This is a genomic window from Martinezella sp. CNPSo 3732, from assembly GCF_057784515.1.
Window position 1 is genome coordinate 251,581 of record NZ_JBXSOO010000001.1, and the last position, 22,919, is coordinate 274,499.

Here is a 22,919-nt window from a genome sequence, read left to right on the forward strand (position 1 = left end):
TGCGTCTCCTCGTTTTCGTCAAGCGATCAGGGTAACGGCCTCTTCAGCGATCACCCGCTCCTCGTCGGTCGGGATCACGAATAGCTTTACGAGGCTGGATGTCGCCTTGATCGAGGTCAAATTGCTGCGGTTTGCATTTTCATCAATCTCGATACCCAACCACTGCAACCTTTGTGCGACGCGGGTCCTGATCTGCGGCTGGTTCTCGCCGATGCCGGCGGTGAAGACGATGGCATCGAGACCGCCGATCGTCGCGCATAGCCGCCCGATCTCGCCTGAAATGCGCAAACAGAATAGATCTATGGCCTCGGCCGCTTCCGGGCTCTTGTCATCGAGCAGAACCCGTGTATCGCCGCTGATGCCTGAGACGCCGAGCAGGCCACATTGATGATAGAGGAAAGCCTCGATCCGATCGGGTTGCGGCATTCCCGTCCTCATGAGGTAGAGCAGGGCGCCTGGATCCAGCCAGCCGGGACGCGTCGCCATCGGGATGCCGTCGAGCGCCGAAAACCCCATGCTCGTATCGCGGCTGATGCCGTTTTCCATCGCGCACAGGCTGGCGCCGCTGCCGAGATGGCAGGCGACGACCTTGCCCTTCGCCGCTTGCCGATCGATCTCTCGAAGCTTCGCGGCGATGTATTTGTAAGAGAGCCCGTGAAAGCCGTAGCGGCGCACTCCGTCGTCATGCATGGCGCGCGGTATCGCCAGCCGTCGCACGACGTCGGCTTGCGACGAATGAAAGGCCGTGTCGAAGGAGGCGGTCTGAAGAACGTCCGGACGCAGCGTTTTCATCGACCGAATGGCGCGCAGGGCTTGGGGCTGGTGCAGGGGCGCTAGGGGAACGAGCTTCTCGATCCGCTCGATCGCAGCGTCATCCAAGAGGATGGCCTCTTGAAACACCATGCCGCCGTGGACGACACGATGGGCAACTGCCTGGAGCCTGCCGGGAAGGTGAGCCAGCATATGGTCCAGCGTTTCGGAGATGACGGAGACGAACTGCCCGCTATTATCGCCCCGGATCGCCTTCTCGTATCGATCCTGGCCTATGGAATAGCGGAGCATCAATGGGCTTTGATCGAAATCGATCTTGCCGCGGCCGACATTTCTCGGTTCCTTTGCCGTCAGCTCGAAGACCCCGATTTTCAAGGTCGAGGAGCCGGCATTGAATGTCAGCAAGACATCGTCGGGCATGTCAGCCTCAAATGAAGAGTGTCGACTACCGTAAGTTAGCGCGCTCCAGCCCGGAGGCAACCGGGCATAGGGCCGCATGCCATCCTTAGCGACATGGCTTTGCGGCGCAGCACTTCCGTTACCGCCCGTTCAGGAGGGCTGTGCGCTTCCGCGTGGCGTCAGACCTCCATCACATCTTCGAATGCTTCGGGGAAGCTTTCGCGCGCCACTTTCTCGTTGATGACGAGCATGGCTTCATAGGAGAGCGGATCGAAATCCTTGTCTGCGGGCAGCACCTCGCGCTCGAAGAGCAGGTTGAGCCGTGCAGCGTCGAGATTGCCGCGCTCGAAAGGTTCTGCACCGAAATAGTGCCAGAGCGCATGCAGGAATGCGGCGTCGATCCGGTGTTCCTGCGTTCCCGGCCGCGCGCGGCGCGGCAGTTTCTTGATCGGTGTCACGCCTTTCGGGTTTGCGCGGCGAATGGTGAATTGCACGCCTGTACCCGGCATGCCGGAAGGAAAACCGCGGTGTTTCGTCATGTCGGGAAGCTTGCCCATGGCTGCTGCTCCTCTCCTGTTAAGCAATCGGGTGCGCCTTTTCCGATGTCAGGCAAGCCGATGCGATGGAGAAGGCGGTGGAGATGCACTCTGTCGTGATTTCCTTCTCCCAGTCAATTATAAGACCAGGCTTTCGTTGTCCGAAGGGACGCATCCTGGCTCGACAACGGGGAGAGTTCTCTGCTCCGAACGTAAAGATTACCGCTCGCGAGTAAGTGGAGCCACTTGTTGAGAAGAGTCGTGCGCCGAAAAGTTCGGTTCCACGTCAACCAAATGATACATCAGCGCGGCGAGCGCGACAAAAAAGACAGTGCCTAGAATGAAACGAAGGAATGTCGGCCACAGGTAGACCATGATGATCGGTGCCAGACGCGCCAAAATGAAAAGCCAATCGATAAGCGTGGGCGACTTCTGTTTGTACATGATGTTTCCCTTGAGAGGCTGCCGATGTCGCTCGTCGCTATCTCCGTTCGCTCGAAAGCCCGTCCCTGCTGAGGGTTCCTTTCGTGTCGACAGCGGCAACGGCATCAACAAAAAGAGCGATTGATCGCTATCAGTGTCGGAAGACAACATGAACATCGTGCAGGTTTCGTGGAGACGAAATGCAGGCTTGGTGGATCGATTCTGGATGGTCGTCAGCTCTGGTATTCGTTTTACTTTTACGTAAGCTTCACTAAGCTCTCCAATTGAATATGCTATTCGCTGAGGGAGGGACGGATGAGCAGTCATGCTGATGTGGTGATCGTTGGAACAGGCTTGTCAGGCCTTGTTGCGGCTTGTGAGCTGCTAGAGCGCGGGAAACGGGTGATCCTTATCGATCAGGAGCCTCGGGCAAGTCTCGGCGGACAAGCCTTCTGGTCGCTTGGCGGGCTGTTCATGATCGATACGCCGGAACAACGGCGGATGCGCATTCGCGACAGTCTCGATCTCGCCCGCCAGGATTGGTTGGGCGCTGCAGCCTTCGACCGACCGGAGGACTTCTGGCCTCGTGCCTGGGCGGAGGCCTACCTCAATTTTGCCGCCGGCGAGATGCGCAGCTGGCTGCATGGGCTCGGCATGCGCTGGTTTCCCGTTGTCGGCTGGGCAGAACGCGGCGGAGGCCTCGCCGACGGGCACGGCAATTCCGTACCGCGCTTCCATGTCACCTGGGGCACGGGTCCCGGCGTACTCGATCCTTTCGTGAAGCGAGTGCTGGCAGCGGAGAAGGACGGCAAGATCGAGCTCTTGTTCCGGCGGCGCGTGACGCGATTGGTCGGTGATGAAGACGGCATTTTCGGCGTGGAGGGCGAGATCCTCGCCGAGGACAACATCCTGCGCGGTCAGCAGTCGAGCCGTGATGTCGTCGGCGACTTCCGCATCGACGGCGCCGTGATCGTGGCGAGCGGCGGCATCGGCGGCAATCCGGAACTGGTTCGCCGCGCCTGGCCCGTCGAACGTCTTGGCGCACCCCCGGAGCGGATGCTGAGCGGCGTGCCCCACCACGTGGATGGCTTGATGATCGGTCATGCCGAGGCAGCCGGCGCGCGGCCGATCAATGGCGACCGGATGTGGCACTATACCGAAGGCATTGCCAACTGGGACCCGATCTGGCCGAACCACGGCATCCGCATCCTCCCGGGGCCTTCCTCGCTCTGGTTCGACGCCGATGGCAATCGCATGCCTGCCCCCTGCCTGCCGGGATTCGACAGTCTTGCGACGCTGCAGCACATCTGCAGGCTTGGCCATAGCTACAGCTGGTTCGTCACCACGCAGAAGATCGTCAAGAAGGAGTTTGCCCTTTCGGGCTCCGAACAGAATCCAGATCTTACGGGACGCGATATCGGGCTCCTTCTGCGCAGCCGTCTTGGCCGGTCGGCTCCCCCGCCGGTGGAAGCATTCAAGGCGAAGGGTAAGGATTTCATCGTTGCCGAAACGCTGGAAGAGCTGGTCGCCGGCATGAACCGTATCGGCGACCACCCGCTCGATCTTGCCCATCTGCGCACCCAGATCGAAGCCCGTGATCGCGAGTTGGACAATCCCTTTGCCAAAGATGCCCAGATCGTCGCGTTGAGACAGGCGCGCGGCTATCTCGGCGATCGCTTCATGCGCACGGCCCCACCCCATCGCATATTGGATGCAAAGGCCGGCCCACTGATTGCCGTGCGCCTCAACATCCTCACGCGAAAATCTCTGGGCGGTCTCGAAACCGATCTGAATAGCCAGGCGCTCGGGCGGAATGGTGCACTCATCCCAGGGCTATATGCCTGCGGCGAAGCCGCAGGCTTCGGCGGCGGTGGATATCACGGCTACAATGCGCTGGAGGGCACGTTCCTGGGAGGATGCATTTTCTCCGGCCGTAAAGCAGGACGGGCGGCATGAACCGGTCCAAGTAACCGCTCTTTCAAGGGAGGGTGTCCGACGACACTGCGAGGGCATGCAGTCTCGTCGGACGCTGCAATGGCCGGCTCGGGGGTGGCATCCAAGCCGGTAGAATAAGTCATAGCATCTACCAGAGGTTTATTTAACCTACCCGAATGGACGGCTGGAAGCTCTGGCGGCGAGGGAGGGCAAACGGGGATTATTCATGTCCGGCAATCGGCTTGCGAAGGTTCGTTAGGAGCCGCTTTTCGCCAGTGGCGCGAACGCAGAAGGTAGAGAAGGATCCTCGCTCTTTTGAAATGACCAGGCGTTGCGGGCGAACTGCCATCGTCGTGTAAGGAGGAAGCCTGGCGGAACTCGCGACCGAAGCGGAGCGGCACGTCATTGCTGGCAATCTCATGTCCTGCAATGAACTGCCGTTCGGGTATGCGACGAAGCACGCCAGCGAGTGGTCGGTGATATTGACCAACCATCTCGCTTGATCCGTCCATATGGATTTGACGACTACGAAAGCCCACGCCGTAAGCGCCAAAGCGCCGATAAGGAGAAGCCTGGGAAGAGAGTAGTGAGGCAACATTCGGAAATCCGGATTGTTGCCAAGCCACTAGAAGCCGAAGATTGCGTCGGCATTACACATGCACGAGTAAGCCGAGCCATGCCCGCAATCAGGATCGCAGTGGTTTTGCCGCGACCCAGGGTTGATGCCCGTCAGATGTCAGGCATTGTCATTTTTACCGAACCAGAAGTCGAGCTCGCGTATGCGACGCTTGTCATAGGGCTGGTCCGGCGATTTGATCTGCCAGCTGTCATCATTGGCAAGACCGGTCCACTTCGGCGCGCCGCCCTGTTTCTGAACGGATTGCCGCCAACGATACTGGGCATAGATTTCCATGATCTTGCCGGCATATTGGCTGGCAAGATCGCCGTTGCCGGTGATGATCACCAGGTTCTCGTCGTTCACGCCGCTCGCCTTCGGACCCATATTGTGGGAGCCCGTCATGACGACGGGATTGGGACCATATGGATCGACGATGACCACCTTGCTGTGGACCATGGCGTGGGCCGTCGGCAGCTTCAGAACTTCTTTCTGCCAATAGGCAAAACGGCCCGGTATAGCGGCGGGCAGCACGACGTCCGCATTGGCGTCGATCCGTTCGCCTCTGTTGAACAGCACGACAGGGTTCTTTGTTGTGCCGGGGTTCTGGTTGGCCACGCCCTGAATGTAGAGATCGGGTTTGAACGAAGGGCTCGACGGCGAGGCAAGCTCGATGATGTCGTTGAGAAGCGTGCCGCGAGGCCCGGGATTGAACATGGCGAACAGGATGCCCTGCTGGGCACCGCGGATCAGCTCGCCTGCCTGTTCGAGATCAAGCCCTTCGCGCATGGGCGTGAACCAGACCGTCGTATTCTTGGCCTTGGGCGTTGTTCTGGGCTCGGCATTGCTTTGATAGAGGGCGGGCGGCGAATCGTTGCCGTCGGCGGCAAGCGTTTTCCACTGGTCGAGATAGAATTGCGCGACAGCCGGGTTGTCGATCAGAAGCGCATTGTTGGCCTGGGTGCAAAGGCCGGTCATCGTCCAGTTGGTGCTGCCGGTCCACACGGCTCGGGGCGCCTTGTCGGCATCGCAGATGACCAGGAATTTATTATGTGCGAGTGCCCGCGGCGCGCTCATGCGATCCCTGACATCACAGGAAGACAGTTTCGACCGGGCATCCTCGTTTTCGTCCTCGCCCTTTTTCTTGACGCTGCCATTGCCGAGCACGATATGGGCGCGTTTCTTGAACCCCTGCATCAGTGGTATGAGTTCTGGATCGTCCAGCTCGAACAGGGCGGCATAGATATGACCGCTGTTCGACCTGATATCATTGAGGAGCGATACCAGCTTGTCGCGGATCGGCCCTGCTAGAAATCGGCGGATCGGGTCTTCCGGATCGGCGATCGCCTTCTTGAGTTTAGTGGTGGGGGCCTCTTCGGGCAACACGCGCGCAAGCCACTGGCTGGCGACGATGCCCCGGTTGAAATAGCAGCTGACATGGCCGCTGGTTTCGGCTCCGATCTGCATGGCATCGCTCCAATCCGATACGTGATCGGCCGATTCCTGCAATGCCGTCTCGGGTCCGACCATGGCGGAGACCTTATAGGCGACGACATCGCCCGGATTGACGGCGAAATCGGACCAGAGGTACTTCTGGATCGGCCATTCCGTCGTCGGCTTGCGCGTGCCCTCCTCAACGGCCGGTCCGTCGGCGAAGCCGACCCAGCTTGCGACGATCTCCTCATGAAAGCCGTCGGCATCGACATCGGAGACCGTATTCGGGCTTTGCGGGCTTCCAGCCGCCCGCTTGATCTTCCGCCGCAGGGCAAAGCCACGGCACTGGTCGATGAAGTCGCTGCGCCAGGCAATAAGAGCACTATCGACACCGGGATGCACGATCAGACTTATGTTCATTATCCCTCTCCCTGGATGGTTGCTTCTGTTCCTCTCACTGCGGCGTATCGGATTTGCGCCGATACCTGACCGCGAAGCCTTAAACGGGCGCGTCTGGTGGTCTGGCCAGTTGAGTGGCTCCATCCTACTTTGCGTCACGGCCGTGACGATCTCATGAATTGATCTGCGCATCCTACGGATGGGTGCGATGCCATAGTAGCCTATGAAAATTTCTCTCGAAGTCGAAATGTGATCTTGCGTATCGAGGCAAGTGCGGCAAGAGTTCCGGACCTCCTGGCGCCGGTGCGGCGCGGCGCGAAAAAATTCGGCAGACCGTATGAAAGCACCCAAAAGAATCGGCATTCTGGACGTCGCCCGGCTGGCGGGCGTGTCTGCCACGACGGTATCGCGCGTCCTGAATGGCCAGGTCGACAGCCGCATCAGCCTGGAGACGCAGGATCGTGTCAGGGCAGCGGCAAGCAGCCTCGGTTACGTTGTCAACCGTCTGGCAACATCGCTGAGGACGCACAGGACCGGTGTGTTCGGAGCGATCGTGAACAGCCTGTCGGGTCATTATCAGCCGCATTTGACAAGCCGCCTTCAGGCTGTGGCACAGCGGCGGGGCGTGGAGCTGCTGGTCGCGCAGGCCAAGGGCGAGGCTGGCGAAATCGCAGGCCAGTTGCGCCTGTTCCAACAGGATTTCTTCGACGGCGTCATCATGGTCAGCGACCTTCCGGGCCAGCAGGCGCTGTGCGATCATCTCGATCTCATGGGCAAAGCACATGTGACGCTTGGCGCAGGGCTGACAGGGCCGCTTCCCGCGGTTCTCACCGACGACCGGCAGGGCATAAGACTGCTGTTCGATCACCTTGTGGAGCTCGGACACCGCCGCATTTCCTTCGTCTATCGCGTCAGCCGCATCGCGCTTCGCGATCGGATGTCGATTTTCCAGGACACGGTTGCCGGCAGTGCCGGCCTGATCGCCGGTGATATCATTTCCTTTGAGAAGGGCGAGCATGACCGCAAGCTCCTTGCCGACCTCCTGGCATCGCCGGAACGCCCGACGGCTCTGATTTGCGGCAGTGACGGTCTTGCCGTCGAGGTCGTCGCCTTCCTGCGCGATCTTGGCCTGCAAATTCCTGCAGATATTTCCATCGTCGGCTATGACAACGTGCCCGACACAGCCTATTGGGCTCCGCCGCTGACGACGATCGCACAGCCGACGGATGCCCTGTGCGAAGCCTCGCTCGATCTTCTGGTTGAGCTTTCGAACCTTCCTATGGACGCGCGCGTTGTAAAGCGGCCGATGCGGTTCGTTACCCCCGAACTTGTCATACGTGCGTCATCGAGCTCGCCTAGCTTGCGGCCACTTTCCCTTGCGTAAAAGAAAAGACAGTCTTGAACGCAAGTGGTCGTTTTTCATATGCGCAAACGTTTGTGCAAGCGAGTTATAAGTTGCTTTAACAGGAAAGTGTGCCGATGTCCGATTACCTGCCCAGCGGCTTCAACAGCCCGGTTACCCGCCGCACGACCCTTCTGATGGGAGCCGCGGCCGGCCTCTCGGCTTTTGTCCCGGCGTCGTCGGCCTCGGCCGATGACGGCACCGACAAGAGACCGGAACTGCGCATCGCCGTTCAGATGAATCCGGTGTCGCAGGAGCCGGTCGATGCCGCCAGCAACGTCGCCTTCCGCAACAACTTTTCCATCCACGAGACCGTGCTTGCGCTCGACATGCGCGGCGATTTCTCGGTGAAGCCCAATCTCGCGACGGCCTGGACCTGGATTTCACCGACCGTGCTCGAAATGAAGCTGCGCCCCGGCGTGATCTTCCATGATGGCCGCGAGATGACCGCCGAGGATGTCGCCTTCTCCTTCGGGCCTGAGCGGCTTTTGAACAAGGATGCGCCGGGCTATCCCACTTACCGCACCAATTTCACCAGCCTCGACCATGTCGAAGTCGTGGATTCGCTGACGGTCCGCTTCGTCACCAAGTTCCAGGACCCGATCTTCCTGCAGCGCCTTGCATCCTATGCGGCCGTTGTCATCAGCAAGGACGCCTGGCAGAAGAATGGCGGCAATTGGACGACCTGGCGGCAGAAGCCGGTCGGCGCCGGCCCCTACAAGGTCGAAAGCTATACGGTTAATGAGAGCGTCGTGCTGGCCGCACATGATCAGGCCTATCGCGGCAAGCCGGCCGCCAAGCGCGTGACCTTGCGCATCGTGCCCGAGGTTTCCTCGCGCATTGCCGGTCTGCTGGCCGGCGACTATGACATTGCGACCGACCTGCCGCCGGATCAGCTTTCGGTCGTCACTGCGAGCACCGATCATGAGATCGTCGGCGGCCCGGTGCCGAACAACCGCATCCTGTTCTTCGACAAGAACAATCCGGCGCTGAAGGACCCCCGCGTTCGCCAGGCACTCATCCTCGCCATCGATCGCCAGGCGATCGTCGACACGATCTGGAACGGTCGCACCAGGGTGCCGAACGGCCTGCAGTTCGAGCTCTACGGTCCGGTCTATCTCAAGGATTATCCCGCCTACAAATATGATCCGGACCAGGCCATGCAGCTCCTGAAGGATGCCGGCTACAATGGCGAGGAAATCGAGATCCGTTCGCAGAACAATTACTACACGGCGGAAAACCCGGTTACGCAGGCCGTTGTCGCCATGTGGCAGGCTGTCGGCGTCAATGCCAAGATGAAGTTCGTGGAATCCGGCAAACTGTTTGAGGCCTCGTCGACCCGTGCGACGGGCAATTGGTCGAGCACCGGGCAGGTTCCCGACCCCTATATCTCCTTCTTCACGCAGTTCAGCTCGGCCGGCAATCTGAGCTCGTTCAAGATCTGGCAGAATGCCGATTTCGATGCGCTTGGCGCCAAGATGGAGCAGGCAGTCGATCCGGCCGATCGTGCCAAGATCTTCCGCGACATGTTGCATCTGATCGAGTGGGAAGATCCGGGCGTCACCGTCCTCCATCAGAACGCTGTCTTCTTCGGCATCCGCAAGGGCATCAAGTGGCAGCCTCTACCGGCCTTCCAGATGGATCTCGGCGCCGGCAGTCTTGCATTCGAAGAGCAGAAGAGCTGAGCTGCTTCGCGATGGGCGTTCCCGTTCTTTCCGTCGACAATCTGAGTGTCTCGTTCAGAACGGGCGCCGGGCGGTTTCATCCGGTCAACAATGTCTCCTTCGACCTTGCCGAGGGTGAGATCCTCGGCATCGTCGGCGAGAGCGGATCGGGAAAGAGCCTCACCTGCCTGGCGCTTGCCGGTCTTCTCGGGCCGAGCGCCAGCGCCACCGGCTATATTTCCTTCCAGGATGCCATGTATGATGCAGCCGAGTTCGGCCCGCGGTCGCGGGTAAAGCTGCCGCCCATCGGGCTGATCTTTCAGGAGCCCGTCTCCTGCCTCGATCCGGTCCGCACGATCGGGTCACAGATCGCCGAGGCGGCTGTCAGCGCCGGCATGTCCGCAAAGGAAGCCAGGGACGAAGCGCTTCGGCTTCTGGCGGAAGTCGCCATTCCGCAACCCGAGACGCGTTACAATGACTATCCCGCGCAATTTTCCGGCGGCATGTGCCAGCGCGTGATGATTGCCACGGCGCTTGCCATGCAGCCGCGACTGATCATTGCCGATGAACCCACGACGGCGCTTGACGTGACGGTGCAGGCACAGGTCGTCGCTCTCCTGGTCAAGGCGGTGCGCGAGCGTGGCATCCCCATGATCTTCATCAGTCACGATCTCGATCTCGTCTCCGAGGTTTGCGACCGTATCGCGGTCATGTATGCGGGGTCGCTGGTCGAGATCAATCGCACGGACGATCTCTACGACAATCCACGCCATCCTTATACGCGGCTGTTGCTTGAGGCCATGCCCGGCCGTGGCCGGCCGCTGGAGAGGCTCGCGGATATTCCCGGCGAGCTGAAATTGCACGATGATCTGCCGCAGGCTTGCGCCTTCGCACCCCGTTGTCCGCGTGCGGAGCCGAATTGCGGAAGGATGGTTCCGCCGTTGATTGCAGGTGCGGCGGCACTTGCCTGCTTCAATCCATGGAGTGCCCATGATGCCTGACAAGCAGATGCCATCCGATGTGCGGATTGCTGACGCGGCACTTGCCGCCCGCGATCTGCAATTTTCCTATGCGCCGGGCTTTTCCCTTTGGCCGGGGTGCGCCAGGGGATTTCACGCCATCAAGGATGTGAGCCTGGAATTGAAGCCCGGCGAAACACTGGGCCTCGTCGGTGAGTCCGGTTGCGGCAAATCTACGCTTGCCTCGTTGCTTTGCGGCGATCGTATGCCGACATCAGGCGAAATCACGCTGTTCGGCCAGTCTTTCAAGAGCCTGATGAAGCCGAACCGGTGTGGCCTGGCAAAATACCTGCAGGTTATTTCGCAGGATACGATGGGCGCGCTCGATCCGCGTCGGAGCGTTGGTCATCAGATGGTGGAAACGCTCACCATCCACGGCATAGGCTATCCGGCAAGCCGGCTCGATCGCGCTGCAGAAATTTTCAAGGCCGTCAGCCTGCCTGTCTCCGCCTTGCAGAAATTTCCCCATCAGCTCTCCGGTGGCCAGCGCCAGCGCGTCGCTATCGCCCGTGCCCTCGTGGTCGAACCGCAAATTCTGCTGTGCGACGAGCCGGTCTCGGCGCTCGACGTTTCCGTGCAGGCGCAGGTGCTGAACCTGCTGCTCGAATTGCAGCGGGCACGCGGCCTGTCGCTGCTCTTCATCAGCCACGACGTGCGGGTGGTCCGGCATGTCTCGCATCGCGTCGCGATCATGGAGGCAGGCCAGATCGTGGAAACCGGTCCCACGGAGGATGTCTTCGCAAACCCGGTCCACCCCTATACCGCAAAACTCCTGTCGGCCGTTCCCCGCGGCCGGCGCGGCAGAGCGCGGCAGGCAGCGGCGATGCTCGAAACGCTCTGAAGGAACAGGCAATGCTTCAATCCATCCTGCGGGCGTTTCTGCGAGCACTCGTGACGCTGTTCCTGGCGATGACCTTCACCTTCGTCATCCTGCGCGTCAGCGGCGACCCGCTGCATTCCCTGTTGCCCATCGAGACGCCGCCGGAAGTCGTGGCGCTGATGCGGCAGCAATGGGGTCTCGATCAGCCGCTCTACATCCAGTATTTCGCCTATCTCGGCCACCTTCTGCGCGGCGATTTCGGCACATCGCTGCTGAATGGGCAGGATGCCCTGACGCTGGTTCTGTCGAAAGTCCCGGCAACGCTGGAATTGATGGGTGCCGCCCTGATATTGGCATTCGGCGCCGGCGTGCCCTTCGGCATTCTGGCTGCGCGCAACCGCGGCGGACTGATCGATCGCTTCGTCATGGCGCTTGCGGTGCTGATGCATTCGCTGCCGAATTTTCTGATCGCCATCCTGCTCATTCAGCTTTTCGCCGTCTCCTTGCGGATATTGCCGAGCGGCGGGGGATCGACCATGGCGCATCTCGTCATGCCCGTTCTGGTCATTGGTCTTTACAATGCCGGCATCATCGCTCGCTTCGTCCGATCGAGCGTACTGGAAGTGCTGGGGCAGCGCTTCATATTGGCAGCGCGCGCCAAGCGCATCGGCGAAAGTGCTCTTCTGTGGCGGCATATCATGCCGAATGCGGCCTTGCCGCTTCTGACCATGCTCGGCTTCCTCGTCGGCGGCATGATCGGCGGCGCGGCCGTGGTCGAGAGCGTTTATGCCTGGCCGGGTGTCGGCCGCTTTCTCGTCTCCTCCGTTGCGCAGCGCGATCTGAATATGGTGCAGACCATTGTGCTGCTCATTACCGCGACGATGGTGACGGCCAATCTCCTCATTGATTGTCTCTATATTCTTGCCGATCCGCGTCTGCGGCATCGCGCATCGGCCTGATTGGCCTTTCGAAAGGTAAAAGCCATGGCGAATGCAGCGACGGGCGCCGATGCTTCCCCCAAAATCGGATCGGAGCGATCTTTTCGGCCCAGACTTCGGTTCGATCTGATGACGGCCATTTGCGTCATTATCCTCATGACTTTCATCACAGTTGCGATCTTTGCCAATGTGCTTGCGCCTCACGGCTTTGCGCAGATCGATCTTCATGCCCGCAAGGCGCCGCCGATCCTGTTCGGCGGCTCGTTCAAGCACATTCTCGGCACCGACGAGCTTGGGCGGGACATTCTAAGCCGCATCTTCTATGGCCTGCGCACCAGCCTATTGATCGCGCTCGGCGCTTCGGCGATCAGCCTTGCGCTCGGCACTGTGCTCGGGCTGGTTGCCGCTTTCGGCCGCGGATTTGCCGATATGCTGATCCGCGTTGCCGTGGATTTTCAGGCATCGATGCCGTTCCTGATCATTGCGCTCGCTGTTCTCGCCTTCTTCGGTGACAATCTCTGGCTGTTCATGGCGTTGCTCGGCCTCTACGGCTGGGAGCGTTACGCGCGATTGGTTCGGACCATGGCCGGGCTGGAACTCGAGCGTGGCTATGTCGCGGCGTTGAGACGAAATGGTGCAGGAACCGGGCGCATCGCCTTCCTGCACGTGCTGCCCAACATCCTCTCCGTCGTCCTCGTCAACCTGACGGTCGTCCTGCCGGAGATCCTTTTGCAGGAATCGGCGCTGAGCTTCCTCGGCCTCGGCATCCAGCCGCCGCTCGTCAGCCTCGGCAGCATGGTCGGTGCCGGCCGCGACTATGTGATGACTGAGTGGTGGATCGCCATCCTACCGGGCATCGTGATCTTCATCCTGTCCCTGTCGATCAGCCTGATCGGTGACTATCTGCGCGACGTTCTCGACCCGACACTTCACTAGGTTGCCCCGTAAAGAACCGACCCCAAGGAGACTTGCATTGCCTTTGCCCCTTCACGCTGCTCGTCATGGTTCGCTCCGCATTGCCGCTCACCGCGGCTTCAGCCGGCGCTTCCCGGAAAACACTATTCTCGCCTTCCAGGAGGGTGTGAATGCAGGCGCCAACGAGTGCGAAATTGACCTCATGCTGACCCGCGACGACCAGATCGTCGTGATCCACGACAGAACGCTCGATCGCACGACCAACGGCTTCGGCTTCGTTGCCGATCATGATCTGCAGCACATTCTTTCGCTTGATGCAGGCGCGAAATTCGACCCGCGCTTCGCTGGGACCCATGTGCCGACGCTTGCCGATACGCTGCTGTGGGCCAAGCAAACGGATACGCGCCTTGCGATCGAGATGAAGGAGCCCGAACGTTCCAATAGCCTCATCGATCTCATGATCGGCACGCTGCGAGAGCTCGACGCTTTTGAGCATGTCGCCATATCCTCCTTCGACCATCTTGACCTGTTGCGCGTGAAGGAGCTCGAGCCACGCCTGCAGACGGAAGCGATCCTCCACCATCGCCCGGTGGACATCGTCGCCTCGATGCGCGCCGGCGGCATTGATGGCGTCTCGCTGGAATTGAACCGCTTTCACCGCACTGACGCCGAGGCGCTGCAGCAGGCCGGCATTGCCGTGCGTCTCAGCCTGCCGCTGCCGGAAAAGCTTGCCATGTTCTGGCAGGGTGGCCGCGACGTGCTGCCGATGATCCGCAGCTGCGTCAAGGACCGGCTGGTCGATGCCCTTATCGGCGACGATGTGGATTTCCTCCGCATGCTGGGCACGAGCGCCTGAGAACAGCGTGGCCGGTCTGCGCTTGACTTATTCATAGCCCGTCAGCTATCGATCTAATCGATAGTCAAAGAGTTATGAATCGCTATGGCAAACGCCCATGATCCTATTTTCCGAGCGCTCGCCGATCCTACACGGCGGGCGATATTCGAGCGATTGTGCCGTGACGGCGATCAGACCGTCGTTGCGCTTACGGCCTACGCCGGCGTCTCCCAGCCGGGCGTTTCAAAGCATCTCGCCGTTCTGAAACAGGCGGGGCTGGTGCGTGACCGGCACGAAGGACGCCAGACGCATTATAGCGCCCAACGAAACGCTCTTGCGCCGTTGCGTGATTGGACGAGCGAAATGGCCGGCTTCTGGGAAGACAAGTTCGACGATCTCGAAGACCTGCTCGATCGGATGGATCAATGAAGGCGGCATCGGGTGAGGTGCGCGCTGTCGTGGTCGAGCGCGAAATTGCGCATCCGCCGGCAAAGGTCTGGCGTGCACTCACACAGCCGCATCTGATGGCAGAGTGGCTGATGAAGAACGACTTCGTTCCTATACTGGGACATCGGTTTAGCTTGCGCAGCGATTGGGGCGGCGTTCTGGATTGCGAAGTGCTCGTCGTCGAGCCGAACGCCAGGCTGTCTTATCGATGGAATTTCGCACATGATGATCCGGCTTTCGATCTGAGGAGCGTTGTGACCTTCACGCTCGCGCAGACGGACAAGGGAACCCATCTGCGCATGGAGCAGATCGGCTTCCGACCGGACCAGAAACAGGCCTATGGAGGTGCCAAGGCGGGATGGCGGCAGTTCCTCGAAAGACTGGAGCAGGTGCTGGCGGAAGTGAAGTGAGACCCATTGCTCGCAAGCTCGGAATACAATCATGCGAGCATGTCCGGCCGCTTGCTTTCACCAAGCTGACGGTGTGGATGCTGCAGATAGCCGGAATATGAAGTGGATGAGGACATGATTACCGATATCGAGGACTTCTTTATCAAGGGATGCGGACGCTGCGAACGCTTTGCGACGCCGGACTGTTCGACGAGGCTGTGGATTGACGGTTTGAACGAACTGCGCCGAATCTGTCTGGAGGCGGGGCTCGTCGAGACGGTGAAGTGGGCGCATCCGTGCTACATGCATGGGGGACGCAACATCGTCATCATCGGCGCCTTTCGTGGCGATTTTCGGCTCACTTTCTTCAACGCGGCACTGATGAAGGACCCTGAGGGCATTCTCGAAAAGCAAGGGCAGAATACCCGGCACCCCGATATGATCCGTTTCGTGAGCAATGATGCCGTGGTGAAGATGGAGCCCATCATCCGAGCCTATCTGCAGGAGGCGGTGGGATATGCGGAGGCCGGCATCAAGCCGCTGAAAGAGCAGAGCGAAATCGAATTGCCCGACGAGCTGGTCGAGGCGCTGGATTCCGATCCCGAGCTGGCGGAGGCTTTCCACGATCTGACGCCGGGGCGAAAGAAAAGCTATGTGATCAACCTCGGCTCCGTGAAGAAGTCCGAAACGCGGACCGCCCGGATTGCGAAGTTTCGCAATCATATTCTCGCCGGAAAGGGTGCGCTGGAGCGCTAGCCCACAGTCGATGTCTCCTGCTTCCCGATCGTCTCATCCACCGATGAGATCGAATAGCTGCGCAATCTCAAGTCAGTTCGGTTTGGAATAATACCACGCATAACCAAAGTGATAACGATCCGGCTCCTTCCCGTAGTAATAGGGAAGGGCAATGTCCTGCTGCTGCGGCAGTTCTGCCGCCGTTCCGAATTTCGATGTGAGCCATAGGTTCAGTGCGTTCGGCATGGTTGATTGATGCCCGTCCCGTTCGTTCCAGACCAACAGGACCGGTCCATCTCCTATGACCTGCCGGCTGAGATCCGATGCAGGATATTCCGTGGATATGACCGATGTGTGCGGCATGTTTACCCGGAGGTTGCCGGCCTTCAGCCAGGTCGTCGTCACGACCGCCGAGGGTTGTTTTCCTTCCGCGGTAACGACTCTGTCCACGAAGGTGGCATAAGGCGCGTTCAGATGCTCATAAGAATGAAAAAACCGCGCAAAAAGAACACCTCCGGCTATGATGAGAGGCAGCGCAATCATCATGACGATGGGTACATAAAGGAATTTCTTTATATCGGCCTGGCTCTGCTGTCCCGCGGCATCGAGTTTCAGACAGAAGTAGGCCGGCAGCAGAAACAGGAAGGGGAGCAGCCAGCGGTCGCGAAACTCCGTGAGCGTTATCACCAGTATCAAGACCAGCAGGATCGCAACCGTGCTTAAGAGTATCCTTCCGACGAAATCGCTCCATTGGCTTCTGGCCCGCAGCGAACGCAGGAATGATTGACGGAAGAACAACAGAAAGATCACGCTGGTGGGAGCGATGATGGCGACGCTCGTCTTTATCAGCTCCAGAAGTCCGAAACCGATATCGGAAAGCTTTCCGCCGGCGCCTTGCTCCGACATGGTTTGGACCGTCGTCGTCAGGACCCGATCCATGTTGGACACCATCCATATCGCGTGCGGCAGGAACACGAGAACGGCGATTGCAAGCGTCAGCAGGAGGCGCCAGTCCAGGAGCCTTTTTCGCCCGATCGGATGAAAGAAGGTCGCGACGAGGACGCTGCCAATCACCAGAGCGAAATTGTACTTCGTCAGCATGCCAAGCCCGCCCCAAAGGCCGATCAGCGCGTAGGAGATAATCGTCGGGCGACGAATGGTGACCACCACGAAATAGATCAACATGAGCACCGCAAGCAGGGTGCCGACCGTATGCGTCAGGTCTCTCTGCGCCTGCCAGAACATCTGCGGCATCGTCAGAAGCGATAGCGTTCCGACCGCCGCCAGCCTTTTGTCGGCTACGAGCAGCCTCAGAAGCTCGTAATAGGCGAGATAGACGAGGAAAAGCAGGAGGTTCTTCACGATGACGAGCGATGCGACACTCGTGCCGAAAATTTCGAAGACGCCGTATTGAATCCAGTTGTAGAGCGGCGGTTGGGCGTCATAGCCCCAGGCGAGCCATTGGCCGACGAGGAACTGCTGTGCTTCGTCGATCCGCAGCGAGCTGGAGATGGCGATGCGGATGGCTGCCTGGACGATGAAATATATCGCCAGGCTCCCGGGTACCCACCAATATTCGGAGGATGACCTGCTGTCGATTGATGCAGTCCGCTGGCGTGTACCCGCAAGACTGTCTTTTCCCAGAGGATTCATCCGGTTCTCCCAGCGATTGCCACTATCGTCGCAGGCGCCATGTCATAGATGTCGCGACGACACAATCGTTTTCAGTAAGATTTTAGGGGCGGCATCTCGAGGGCAGATCTGATTTACCAGATGTCATTCCTTGCGTAGCCAGATCGTCAAAGCATCCTCGTCGTTCCTCGCGTTCAGCGCTCCTGTATGACGCTGGCGAATCCGCCTGGTCAAATAACTGCCTGTGGCTGCAGGAATATGAATGCCGCAGCACGTGCCAACAAGAATTTTTTTTCCAGATGCTGCCTTAATCCGCATCGAACTTATTGTCAAACATACCGAATGTATGTATAAAGGACTCAAGTTTGGGCGAGGGGGTATTTTCAAACTCCGAGTCCGACCGCCATCCGACACATTGTGTCGGTAGCAGCAGCCCATCGTTCCAATCCGATGCGGCTGCCCACCCCGATCGGTTGACCTCCGATCAAGACGAGAAGGATTCGGCTTTCCCTCCGAATCCTTCTCTTTTTTGAGTCGACGCGACAGGCGAAGCTCTCCTCGAACAGCAGCGTGCTATCGAGATCGTGATGGCTCGGTTGCTTCAATGTCGGACACACACCGACGGCAAGGTCGATTTCGCCGGAGCAGTTGGAGCCGTGAACGTAGGGCCACATTCATCTAAAAGAGGGAACCTTTTTCCGTCCAGCGCTTTTCATTTGACGATTTCAGGAACCACGTGGTTGTCATTTGTCGCGCTCATCCCCCACCGACCAGCAGCAAGCCCGAGCTCTCATCCCACTTGGATTTCTGAATTTCTTCATGGCCGATGTTCAGGCGGGCATCGGACCTTTCCTCGGGGTTTTCCTCGTCACCCATGGCTGGCAAAGCGGATCGATCGGCTCGGTCATGACGATCGGCGGGATTGCCGGGATGGTGATGATGGCCCCTGCCGGAGCCTTCATCGATGAGACGACGCACAAACGCACATGCGTGATCGTGCTTGGCATCTGCACTGTCCTCGCCTCCATGATCATATTGCTGTCGCAGCTCTTCTGGGTCGTGGCGCTATCGCAGGTTGCGACCGCTATTGCCGGCGCCGCGATCGGGCCAGCGCTTAATGGCATTACTCTTGGCATTGTCCGGCAGGCGGGCTTCAATCGGCAGAATGGCTACAATCAGGCACTCAATCATGCCGGCAACCTGGTCGGCGCCGGGCTGTCAGGATGGCTCGGCTGGATGTTCGGGCTTACTGCCGTGTTTTGGCTATCAGCCGTCTTTGGCGTGCTGACCATCATTTCCGTGCTGATGATCCCATCCGATGCGATCGACGATGACGAAGCGCGTGGTGCGGCCCTTGCCGCCGTCGGCTCACAGGGGGAGGCCGGGTCTCCCAAACACAGGAAACCGAGCGGCTTCAAGGTGCTCGCAGAATCGAAGCCGCTGCTGATCCTGGCCGGTGCGCTTGCGTTGTTTCATCTTGGCAATGGCGCCATGTTGCCATTGTTCGGGCTGGCTGTCGTCTCTGCCGGGCAGGCCGATCCCGCGGGCTTCGTCGCGCTGACGGTGGTGGTGGCGCAGGGCACGATGATCATCACTTCTTTGATTGCGATGCATATGGCGGAAAGGAGAGGGCAATGGCTCGTGCTGCTGGTCTCGTTCGTCTCCTTGCCGATCCGCGGCTTCGTGGCGGCGCATCTGATCACGTCCTGGGGAGTCTATCCCGTTCAGGTTCTCGATGGTGTCGGCGCGGGCTTGCAAAGCGTTGCCGTGCCGACGCTCGTTGCCCGCATCCTGAACGGAACCGGCCGTATTAATGTCGGCCAGGGTATCGTTATGACCATGCAAGGGGTCGGCGCATCCCTGAGCCCGGCGATCGGCGGCTGGCTGGCGCAGGAGATCGGTTACAGCACGATGTTCATCATCCTCGGCAGCTTTGCGCTTGGGTCGATTGCGCTTTGGGTTGGGTTTTATGCGGTGCTGCGGGTCGCCGCTTCTGTACAGGGGCGACCTCAGGGCGTTGCGTTCTCCAGCGATTGATTTGCCTATCTCCGGCTATGCCGGGGCTAGGAGAGCATCATCCTTCGGCGTATCCCTGAGCGCTCCGATCAATCCAGTTTTGCCGTAGCGCGGCCACTCGTGAGATCCCTGATGTTATCAACGACCTGTTCGACGAGCGACGCAGCTATGGCCAGACTGAGCACAGCTCCGGATTCGGTGAAGCGCTCCTCCACAAGCTGCACGCCTGCCTCGGCGAGAAGCTTCGCTTTTACGAGAGCAAGATGTGAAAACTGCACTTCGATCGTTGCCGTAACGGTTGGGAGTATTTCTGTCTTCTCCGCGCCTTGCAGACATAGTGCCGCGGTGCCGCCGTAGGCGCGGATCAGTCCGCCTGCACCCAAAAGAGTGCCGCCAAACCAGCGGGTCACGACGACAGCGACCATATCCAATTCGAAGCCATCGATAGCCTGAAGGATCGGCTTGCCGGCAGTGCCGCTCGGCTCGCCATCATCGCTGAAGCGATAGTTCTGTCCGATACGCCAGGCCCAGCAATTGTGATTGGCATCCGCGACAGAGTGCTGCGCGACAAACGCCTTTGCTGCCTCGGTATCGGCAATCGGAGCGGCCGTCGCAACGAACCGGCTTCGCTTGATTTCCTGATTGGCGGTGGCGGACGAAACAAGCTCAAACATATGGCCTCTTAGCCAATTTCGTGCACGCTGCGAAGAGGCAGTTGCCGCTGCTCAGAAAGACATGCGGTGGCACGCCGTGGAATAAAAATGAATTGGATGAGCATAGCGGACAGACGATATCCAACGCCTTCGATGGCACAGGCAAGGCTCGTTGAGCGTGAGTTAGGTGAGGGGGAGCTCTGCCTCATTGATATGAGGCAGAGCAGAGAGCCTTATCGGCGCCTCGTGCGAAACTTTGTTGGGGGCGCAAGTATTCGCACGCACATTGTCTACAACGCGTAGCTGAAACGTAGCTGAGGCTCAGGACTCGGATGAATTCAAGTCTATTCGAACTGAAATCCGAATTCGCCTTGAAATCAGGGGCATAGGAGGGAAGGGCGTCTAAAAGCCATCCACAATTTTGGCATTTTGCTTTAGCCGCGAGTCTTATGAACCCGCGACCAACAAGGCGGTCGACGTCACGGCGGTGACGTTGATTCCTCGGCCGTGAGCAGCACGATGGAACTTCGTGACTACTTTGCCGCGGCCCTCGACATACCGGCCTGCAGGCCCGCCTCGTCGGCAACGATGGAAGCAGCCTCGTTCTGCAGGATATCCTTTGCGTTCTTGCGGGCCTTTTCGATGGCGATATCGGCACTCAGGCTGCGTTCATTGGCCTGCAGGCCATCGTCTTCGCCGGTATCGATGCCATCATTGGCCTGCCCGCGCGCCTTGATACGGTTTGCCTGGGCGGTCAACTCACTGCGACGCTCGGCTTCGTTGAGAGAGATGGTCTTCTTGTCGCGCTGTTCCTTCAGCGTGGTGACGTCTTCCACGAAGCGCTGGTATTCCGGATCATCCTTCACTCGCGCGTCATGACGGCTCTGCAGCTGCGGCAGCAGCGCCTGAATATCGCCCCAGGGCTTGTAGTTCGCGGGTTTTACCTGCGTCCAAGGCAGCGCGTTGTCGTAGCTCGACTCGCCGAAGGTCTTGAGGTCCGAGAGTCCCGGCAGGCTGATATCCGGCGTCACGCCGCGCAACTGCGTCGTACCGCCGTTGACGCGGAAGAATTGAGCGACGGTCAATTTCAGCTCGCCGAATTTCGGTTTCTGATTGTGGGCCACCTGATCGAGATTAACAACGGTTTGCACCGTGCCCTTGCCAAAGCTCGGTTCGCCGATAATCACGCCGCGACCGTAGTCCTGGATCGCCGCGGCGAAGATCTCCGAGGCCGATGCCGAGCCGCGATTGATGAGCACGCCAACCGGGCCGGTCCAGGCCGGGGCGGCAAGGTCATCGCTCTCGACCTCCACCTCGCCGCCTGCATCGCGCTGCTGGACGACAGGACCCTTGCCGACGAAGAGCCCCGTCAGGTCGATCGCTTCCGACAGCGAGCCGCCGCCATTGTTGCGCAGGTCGATCAGGACGCCATCGACCTTCTCCTGCTTCAGTTCGCCGAGAAGCTTGGCGACATCGCGGCTGGCGCTGCGGTAATCCTTGTCGCCCTTGCGCCGCGCTTCGAAATCTTCATAGAAAGCCGGCAGGGTGATCACGCCGATCCTGCGCGTCGTATTGCCGTCTTTCACCGACAAGATCGTCTGCTTGGCGGCCTGTTTGTCGAGGCTGATCTTGTCACGGACGAGGCTGATGACGTGATGCTTGCCATCCGGCCCGGCATCGGCAGGCAAAATGTCGAGGCGCACGACCGAGCCCTTGGCGCCGCGGATCATCTGCACGATTTCATCGAGCCGCGTGCCGACGACTTCCTTTATCGGGCCGTTCTCGCCTTGACCGACACCGATGATGCGGTCACCGACCGCAAGCTTGCCGGACAGCTGTGCCGGGCCGCCGGCGACCAGTTCGCGGATCGTCGTATAGTCGTCCCTTTCCTGCAGCACCGCGCCGATGCCGACCAGGGAGAGCTTCATCGAAATATCGAATTCCGCCGAGGCGGTCGCGCCGAAATAGTCGGTATGCGGGTCAACTGACGTCGTATAGGCGTCCATGAACGTCTGGAAGACATCGTCGCCCTTGTATTTATAGGCGCGCTCCAAGGAGTTTTCGTAGCGCTTGTCGAGCGTATCGCGAATGGCGGCATCATCCTTGCCGGCAAGCTTCAGGCGCAGCCAGTCGTTCTTGACGCGTTTGCGCCAGAGATCGTTGCTTTCCGCATCGGTTTGCGGCCAAGGCTCCTTGTCGCGCACCAGCGAGTAGTCTTCCTTGGCGGTGAAATCCAGCTTCTGATTGAGCAGGCTGCGCGCATAGGTCATGCGGTCTACGACGCGCTGCTCGTACACATTGAAAATGGAAAACGGGATATTCAAGTCTTCCTGATTGATGGCGTCATCGATCTTGGTGCTGCCCGCCATGAACTTGTCGATATCGCTCTGCAGGAAGATGACACGGTCCGGATCGAGGGACTTGATGAAGCGATTCATGATCCGGGCGGAGAGGACGTCGTCCAGCGGAACCGGCTTATAGTGGAAGCGCTGCAGAAATTGCGCCGTCAAATGAGCGGCCTGCGCCTGCTGCGGCAGGGGTGTCAAAACTGGCGGTGAACCGGCTTCCAGAGCATATGCTGATGAAGCAAATGCCAGGAACAGGCAGAAGAAACCATATTTCGTACGCATCAAGTCTTGGCCCGATTCTCAACGTTAAATGTTCAATCTATAATCTAGGTGGAACAATTATGGTTTTTTGGCAACCAGACAGATGCTTTCCTTCGGGAAAGTTTCTCGAAACATTCGTGTTGCGCCAGTTGCGAGGATCGTCAACACGGCCGTGAATACGGGGTTGGACTACCGGATTCGACCTTGAGACGCCTGAGAGGATGCGGCGCGAAACGTTTCTTGGCCATGCAGCGGCGCGTCGGGCGGTATCGTCTTCGGATCTTGAGGGTCGGAGGACCTTTCTTGGATCTCGCGATGGACAATATGCGGCA

The 22,919-nt window shown here is 59.4% G+C and carries 19 protein-coding genes; 12 read left to right on the forward strand and 7 right to left on the reverse strand.

Translation table 11 applies throughout. The annotated features are described in order from the left end of the window. Positions 1-18: 18 nt before the first annotated feature. From AC13RM_RS01095 to AC13RM_RS01105, 3 genes are all read right to left on the reverse strand, one after another. Positions 19-1,191: an acetate/propionate family kinase gene (locus AC13RM_RS01095; RefSeq protein WP_374816761.1), complete on the reverse strand. Its 1,173-nt coding sequence runs from the start codon at positions 1,189-1,191 to the stop codon at positions 19-21. 158 nt (positions 1,192-1,349) lie between these two features. Continuing rightward, positions 1,350-1,727 (reverse strand): hypothetical protein, encoded by a 378-nt coding sequence (locus AC13RM_RS01100; RefSeq protein WP_132720389.1) that lies wholly within the window; start codon positions 1,725-1,727, stop codon positions 1,350-1,352. 198 nt (positions 1,728-1,925) lie between these two features. Next, positions 1,926-2,150, reverse strand: coding sequence for a hypothetical protein (locus tag AC13RM_RS01105; RefSeq protein ID WP_113229262.1), 225 nt, complete (start codon positions 2,148-2,150; stop codon positions 1,926-1,928). 294 nt (positions 2,151-2,444) lie between these two features. Between AC13RM_RS01105 and AC13RM_RS01110 the strand changes: the two genes are divergently transcribed. After that, positions 2,445-4,085, forward strand: coding sequence for an FAD-binding dehydrogenase (locus AC13RM_RS01110; protein WP_374816760.1), 1,641 nt, complete (start codon positions 2,445-2,447; stop codon positions 4,083-4,085). 715 nt (positions 4,086-4,800) lie between these two features. On the opposite strand, the gene AC13RM_RS01115 is transcribed toward AC13RM_RS01110, so the two are convergent. Then, positions 4,801-6,534, reverse strand: a complete 1,734-nt coding sequence (locus AC13RM_RS01115; protein ID WP_488554446.1) for a phospholipase D-like domain-containing protein — start codon at positions 6,532-6,534, stop codon at positions 4,801-4,803. A 316-nt stretch (positions 6,535-6,850) separates the two neighbouring features. Here AC13RM_RS01115 and AC13RM_RS01120 point away from each other — a divergent pair, with 316 nt between their 5' ends. From AC13RM_RS01120 to AC13RM_RS01165, 10 genes are all read left to right on the forward strand, one after another. After that, the gene (locus AC13RM_RS01120; protein WP_167078134.1) at positions 6,851-7,897 is read left to right on the forward strand and encodes a LacI family DNA-binding transcriptional regulator; all 1,047 of its coding nucleotides are present in this window, start codon (positions 6,851-6,853) and stop codon (positions 7,895-7,897) included. Positions 7,898-7,992: 95 nt separating this feature from the next. Then, a complete protein-coding gene (locus AC13RM_RS01125; RefSeq protein WP_488554447.1) occupies positions 7,993-9,600 on the forward strand; it encodes an ABC transporter substrate-binding protein in 1,608 nt (535 codons plus the stop codon). 11 nt (positions 9,601-9,611) lie between these two features. After that, positions 9,612-10,580 (forward strand): ABC transporter ATP-binding protein, encoded by a 969-nt coding sequence (locus AC13RM_RS01130; RefSeq protein WP_488554448.1) that lies wholly within the window; start codon positions 9,612-9,614, stop codon positions 10,578-10,580. Continuing rightward, on the forward strand, positions 10,570-11,439 hold the full coding sequence (locus AC13RM_RS01135; protein WP_488554449.1) for an ABC transporter ATP-binding protein: 870 nt from the start codon (positions 10,570-10,572) through the stop codon (positions 11,437-11,439). Before AC13RM_RS01130 ends, AC13RM_RS01135 begins: the two co-directional genes overlap by 11 nt. Positions 11,440-11,450: 11 nt before the next feature. Then, complete coding sequence (locus AC13RM_RS01140; RefSeq protein ID WP_488554450.1) at positions 11,451-12,377, forward strand: ABC transporter permease; 927 nt, start codon at positions 11,451-11,453, stop codon at positions 12,375-12,377. Between the two features lie 24 nt (positions 12,378-12,401). Beyond that, positions 12,402-13,292, forward strand: coding sequence for an ABC transporter permease (locus tag AC13RM_RS01145; RefSeq protein WP_488554451.1), 891 nt, complete (start codon positions 12,402-12,404; stop codon positions 13,290-13,292). 37 nt (positions 13,293-13,329) lie between these two features. Beyond that, on the forward strand, positions 13,330-14,127 hold the full coding sequence (locus AC13RM_RS01150) for a glycerophosphodiester phosphodiesterase (protein ID WP_488554452.1): 798 nt from the start codon (positions 13,330-13,332) through the stop codon (positions 14,125-14,127). A gap of 84 nt (positions 14,128-14,211) precedes the next feature. Beyond that, complete coding sequence (locus tag AC13RM_RS01155; protein WP_113229016.1) at positions 14,212-14,535, forward strand: ArsR/SmtB family transcription factor; 324 nt, start codon at positions 14,212-14,214, stop codon at positions 14,533-14,535. Then, positions 14,532-14,963, forward strand: coding sequence for an SRPBCC family protein (locus AC13RM_RS01160; RefSeq protein ID WP_488554453.1), 432 nt, complete (start codon positions 14,532-14,534; stop codon positions 14,961-14,963). Before AC13RM_RS01155 ends, AC13RM_RS01160 begins: the two co-directional genes overlap by 4 nt. Positions 14,964-15,077: 114 nt before the next feature. After that, positions 15,078-15,698 carry a YdeI/OmpD-associated family protein gene (locus AC13RM_RS01165; protein WP_440478905.1) on the forward strand — a complete coding sequence of 207 codons (621 nt, stop codon included), beginning with the start codon at positions 15,078-15,080 and terminating at the stop codon, positions 15,696-15,698. 72 nt (positions 15,699-15,770) lie between these two features. Here AC13RM_RS01165 and AC13RM_RS01170 read toward each other — a convergent pair whose 3' ends face one another. After that, complete coding sequence (locus AC13RM_RS01170; RefSeq protein ID WP_440478906.1) at positions 15,771-17,330, reverse strand: glycosyltransferase family 39 protein; 1,560 nt, start codon at positions 17,328-17,330, stop codon at positions 15,771-15,773. A gap of 726 nt (positions 17,331-18,056) precedes the next feature. On the opposite strand from AC13RM_RS01170, the gene AC13RM_RS01175 reads away from it, so the two are divergent. Further along, the gene (locus AC13RM_RS01175; protein ID WP_488554454.1) at positions 18,057-19,346 is read left to right on the forward strand and encodes an MFS transporter; all 1,290 of its coding nucleotides are present in this window, start codon (positions 18,057-18,059) and stop codon (positions 19,344-19,346) included. A gap of 68 nt (positions 19,347-19,414) precedes the next feature. Here AC13RM_RS01175 and AC13RM_RS01180 read toward each other — a convergent pair whose 3' ends face one another. Both AC13RM_RS01180 and AC13RM_RS01185 read right to left on the reverse strand, forming a co-directional pair. Further along, a complete protein-coding gene (locus AC13RM_RS01180) occupies positions 19,415-19,999 on the reverse strand; it encodes an IMPACT family protein (RefSeq protein WP_488554455.1) in 585 nt (194 codons plus the stop codon). A gap of 512 nt (positions 20,000-20,511) precedes the next feature. Beyond that, positions 20,512-22,608 (reverse strand): carboxy terminal-processing peptidase, encoded by a 2,097-nt coding sequence (locus tag AC13RM_RS01185; RefSeq protein WP_113229023.1) that lies wholly within the window; start codon positions 22,606-22,608, stop codon positions 20,512-20,514. Between the last annotated feature and the right edge of the window lie 311 nt (positions 22,609-22,919).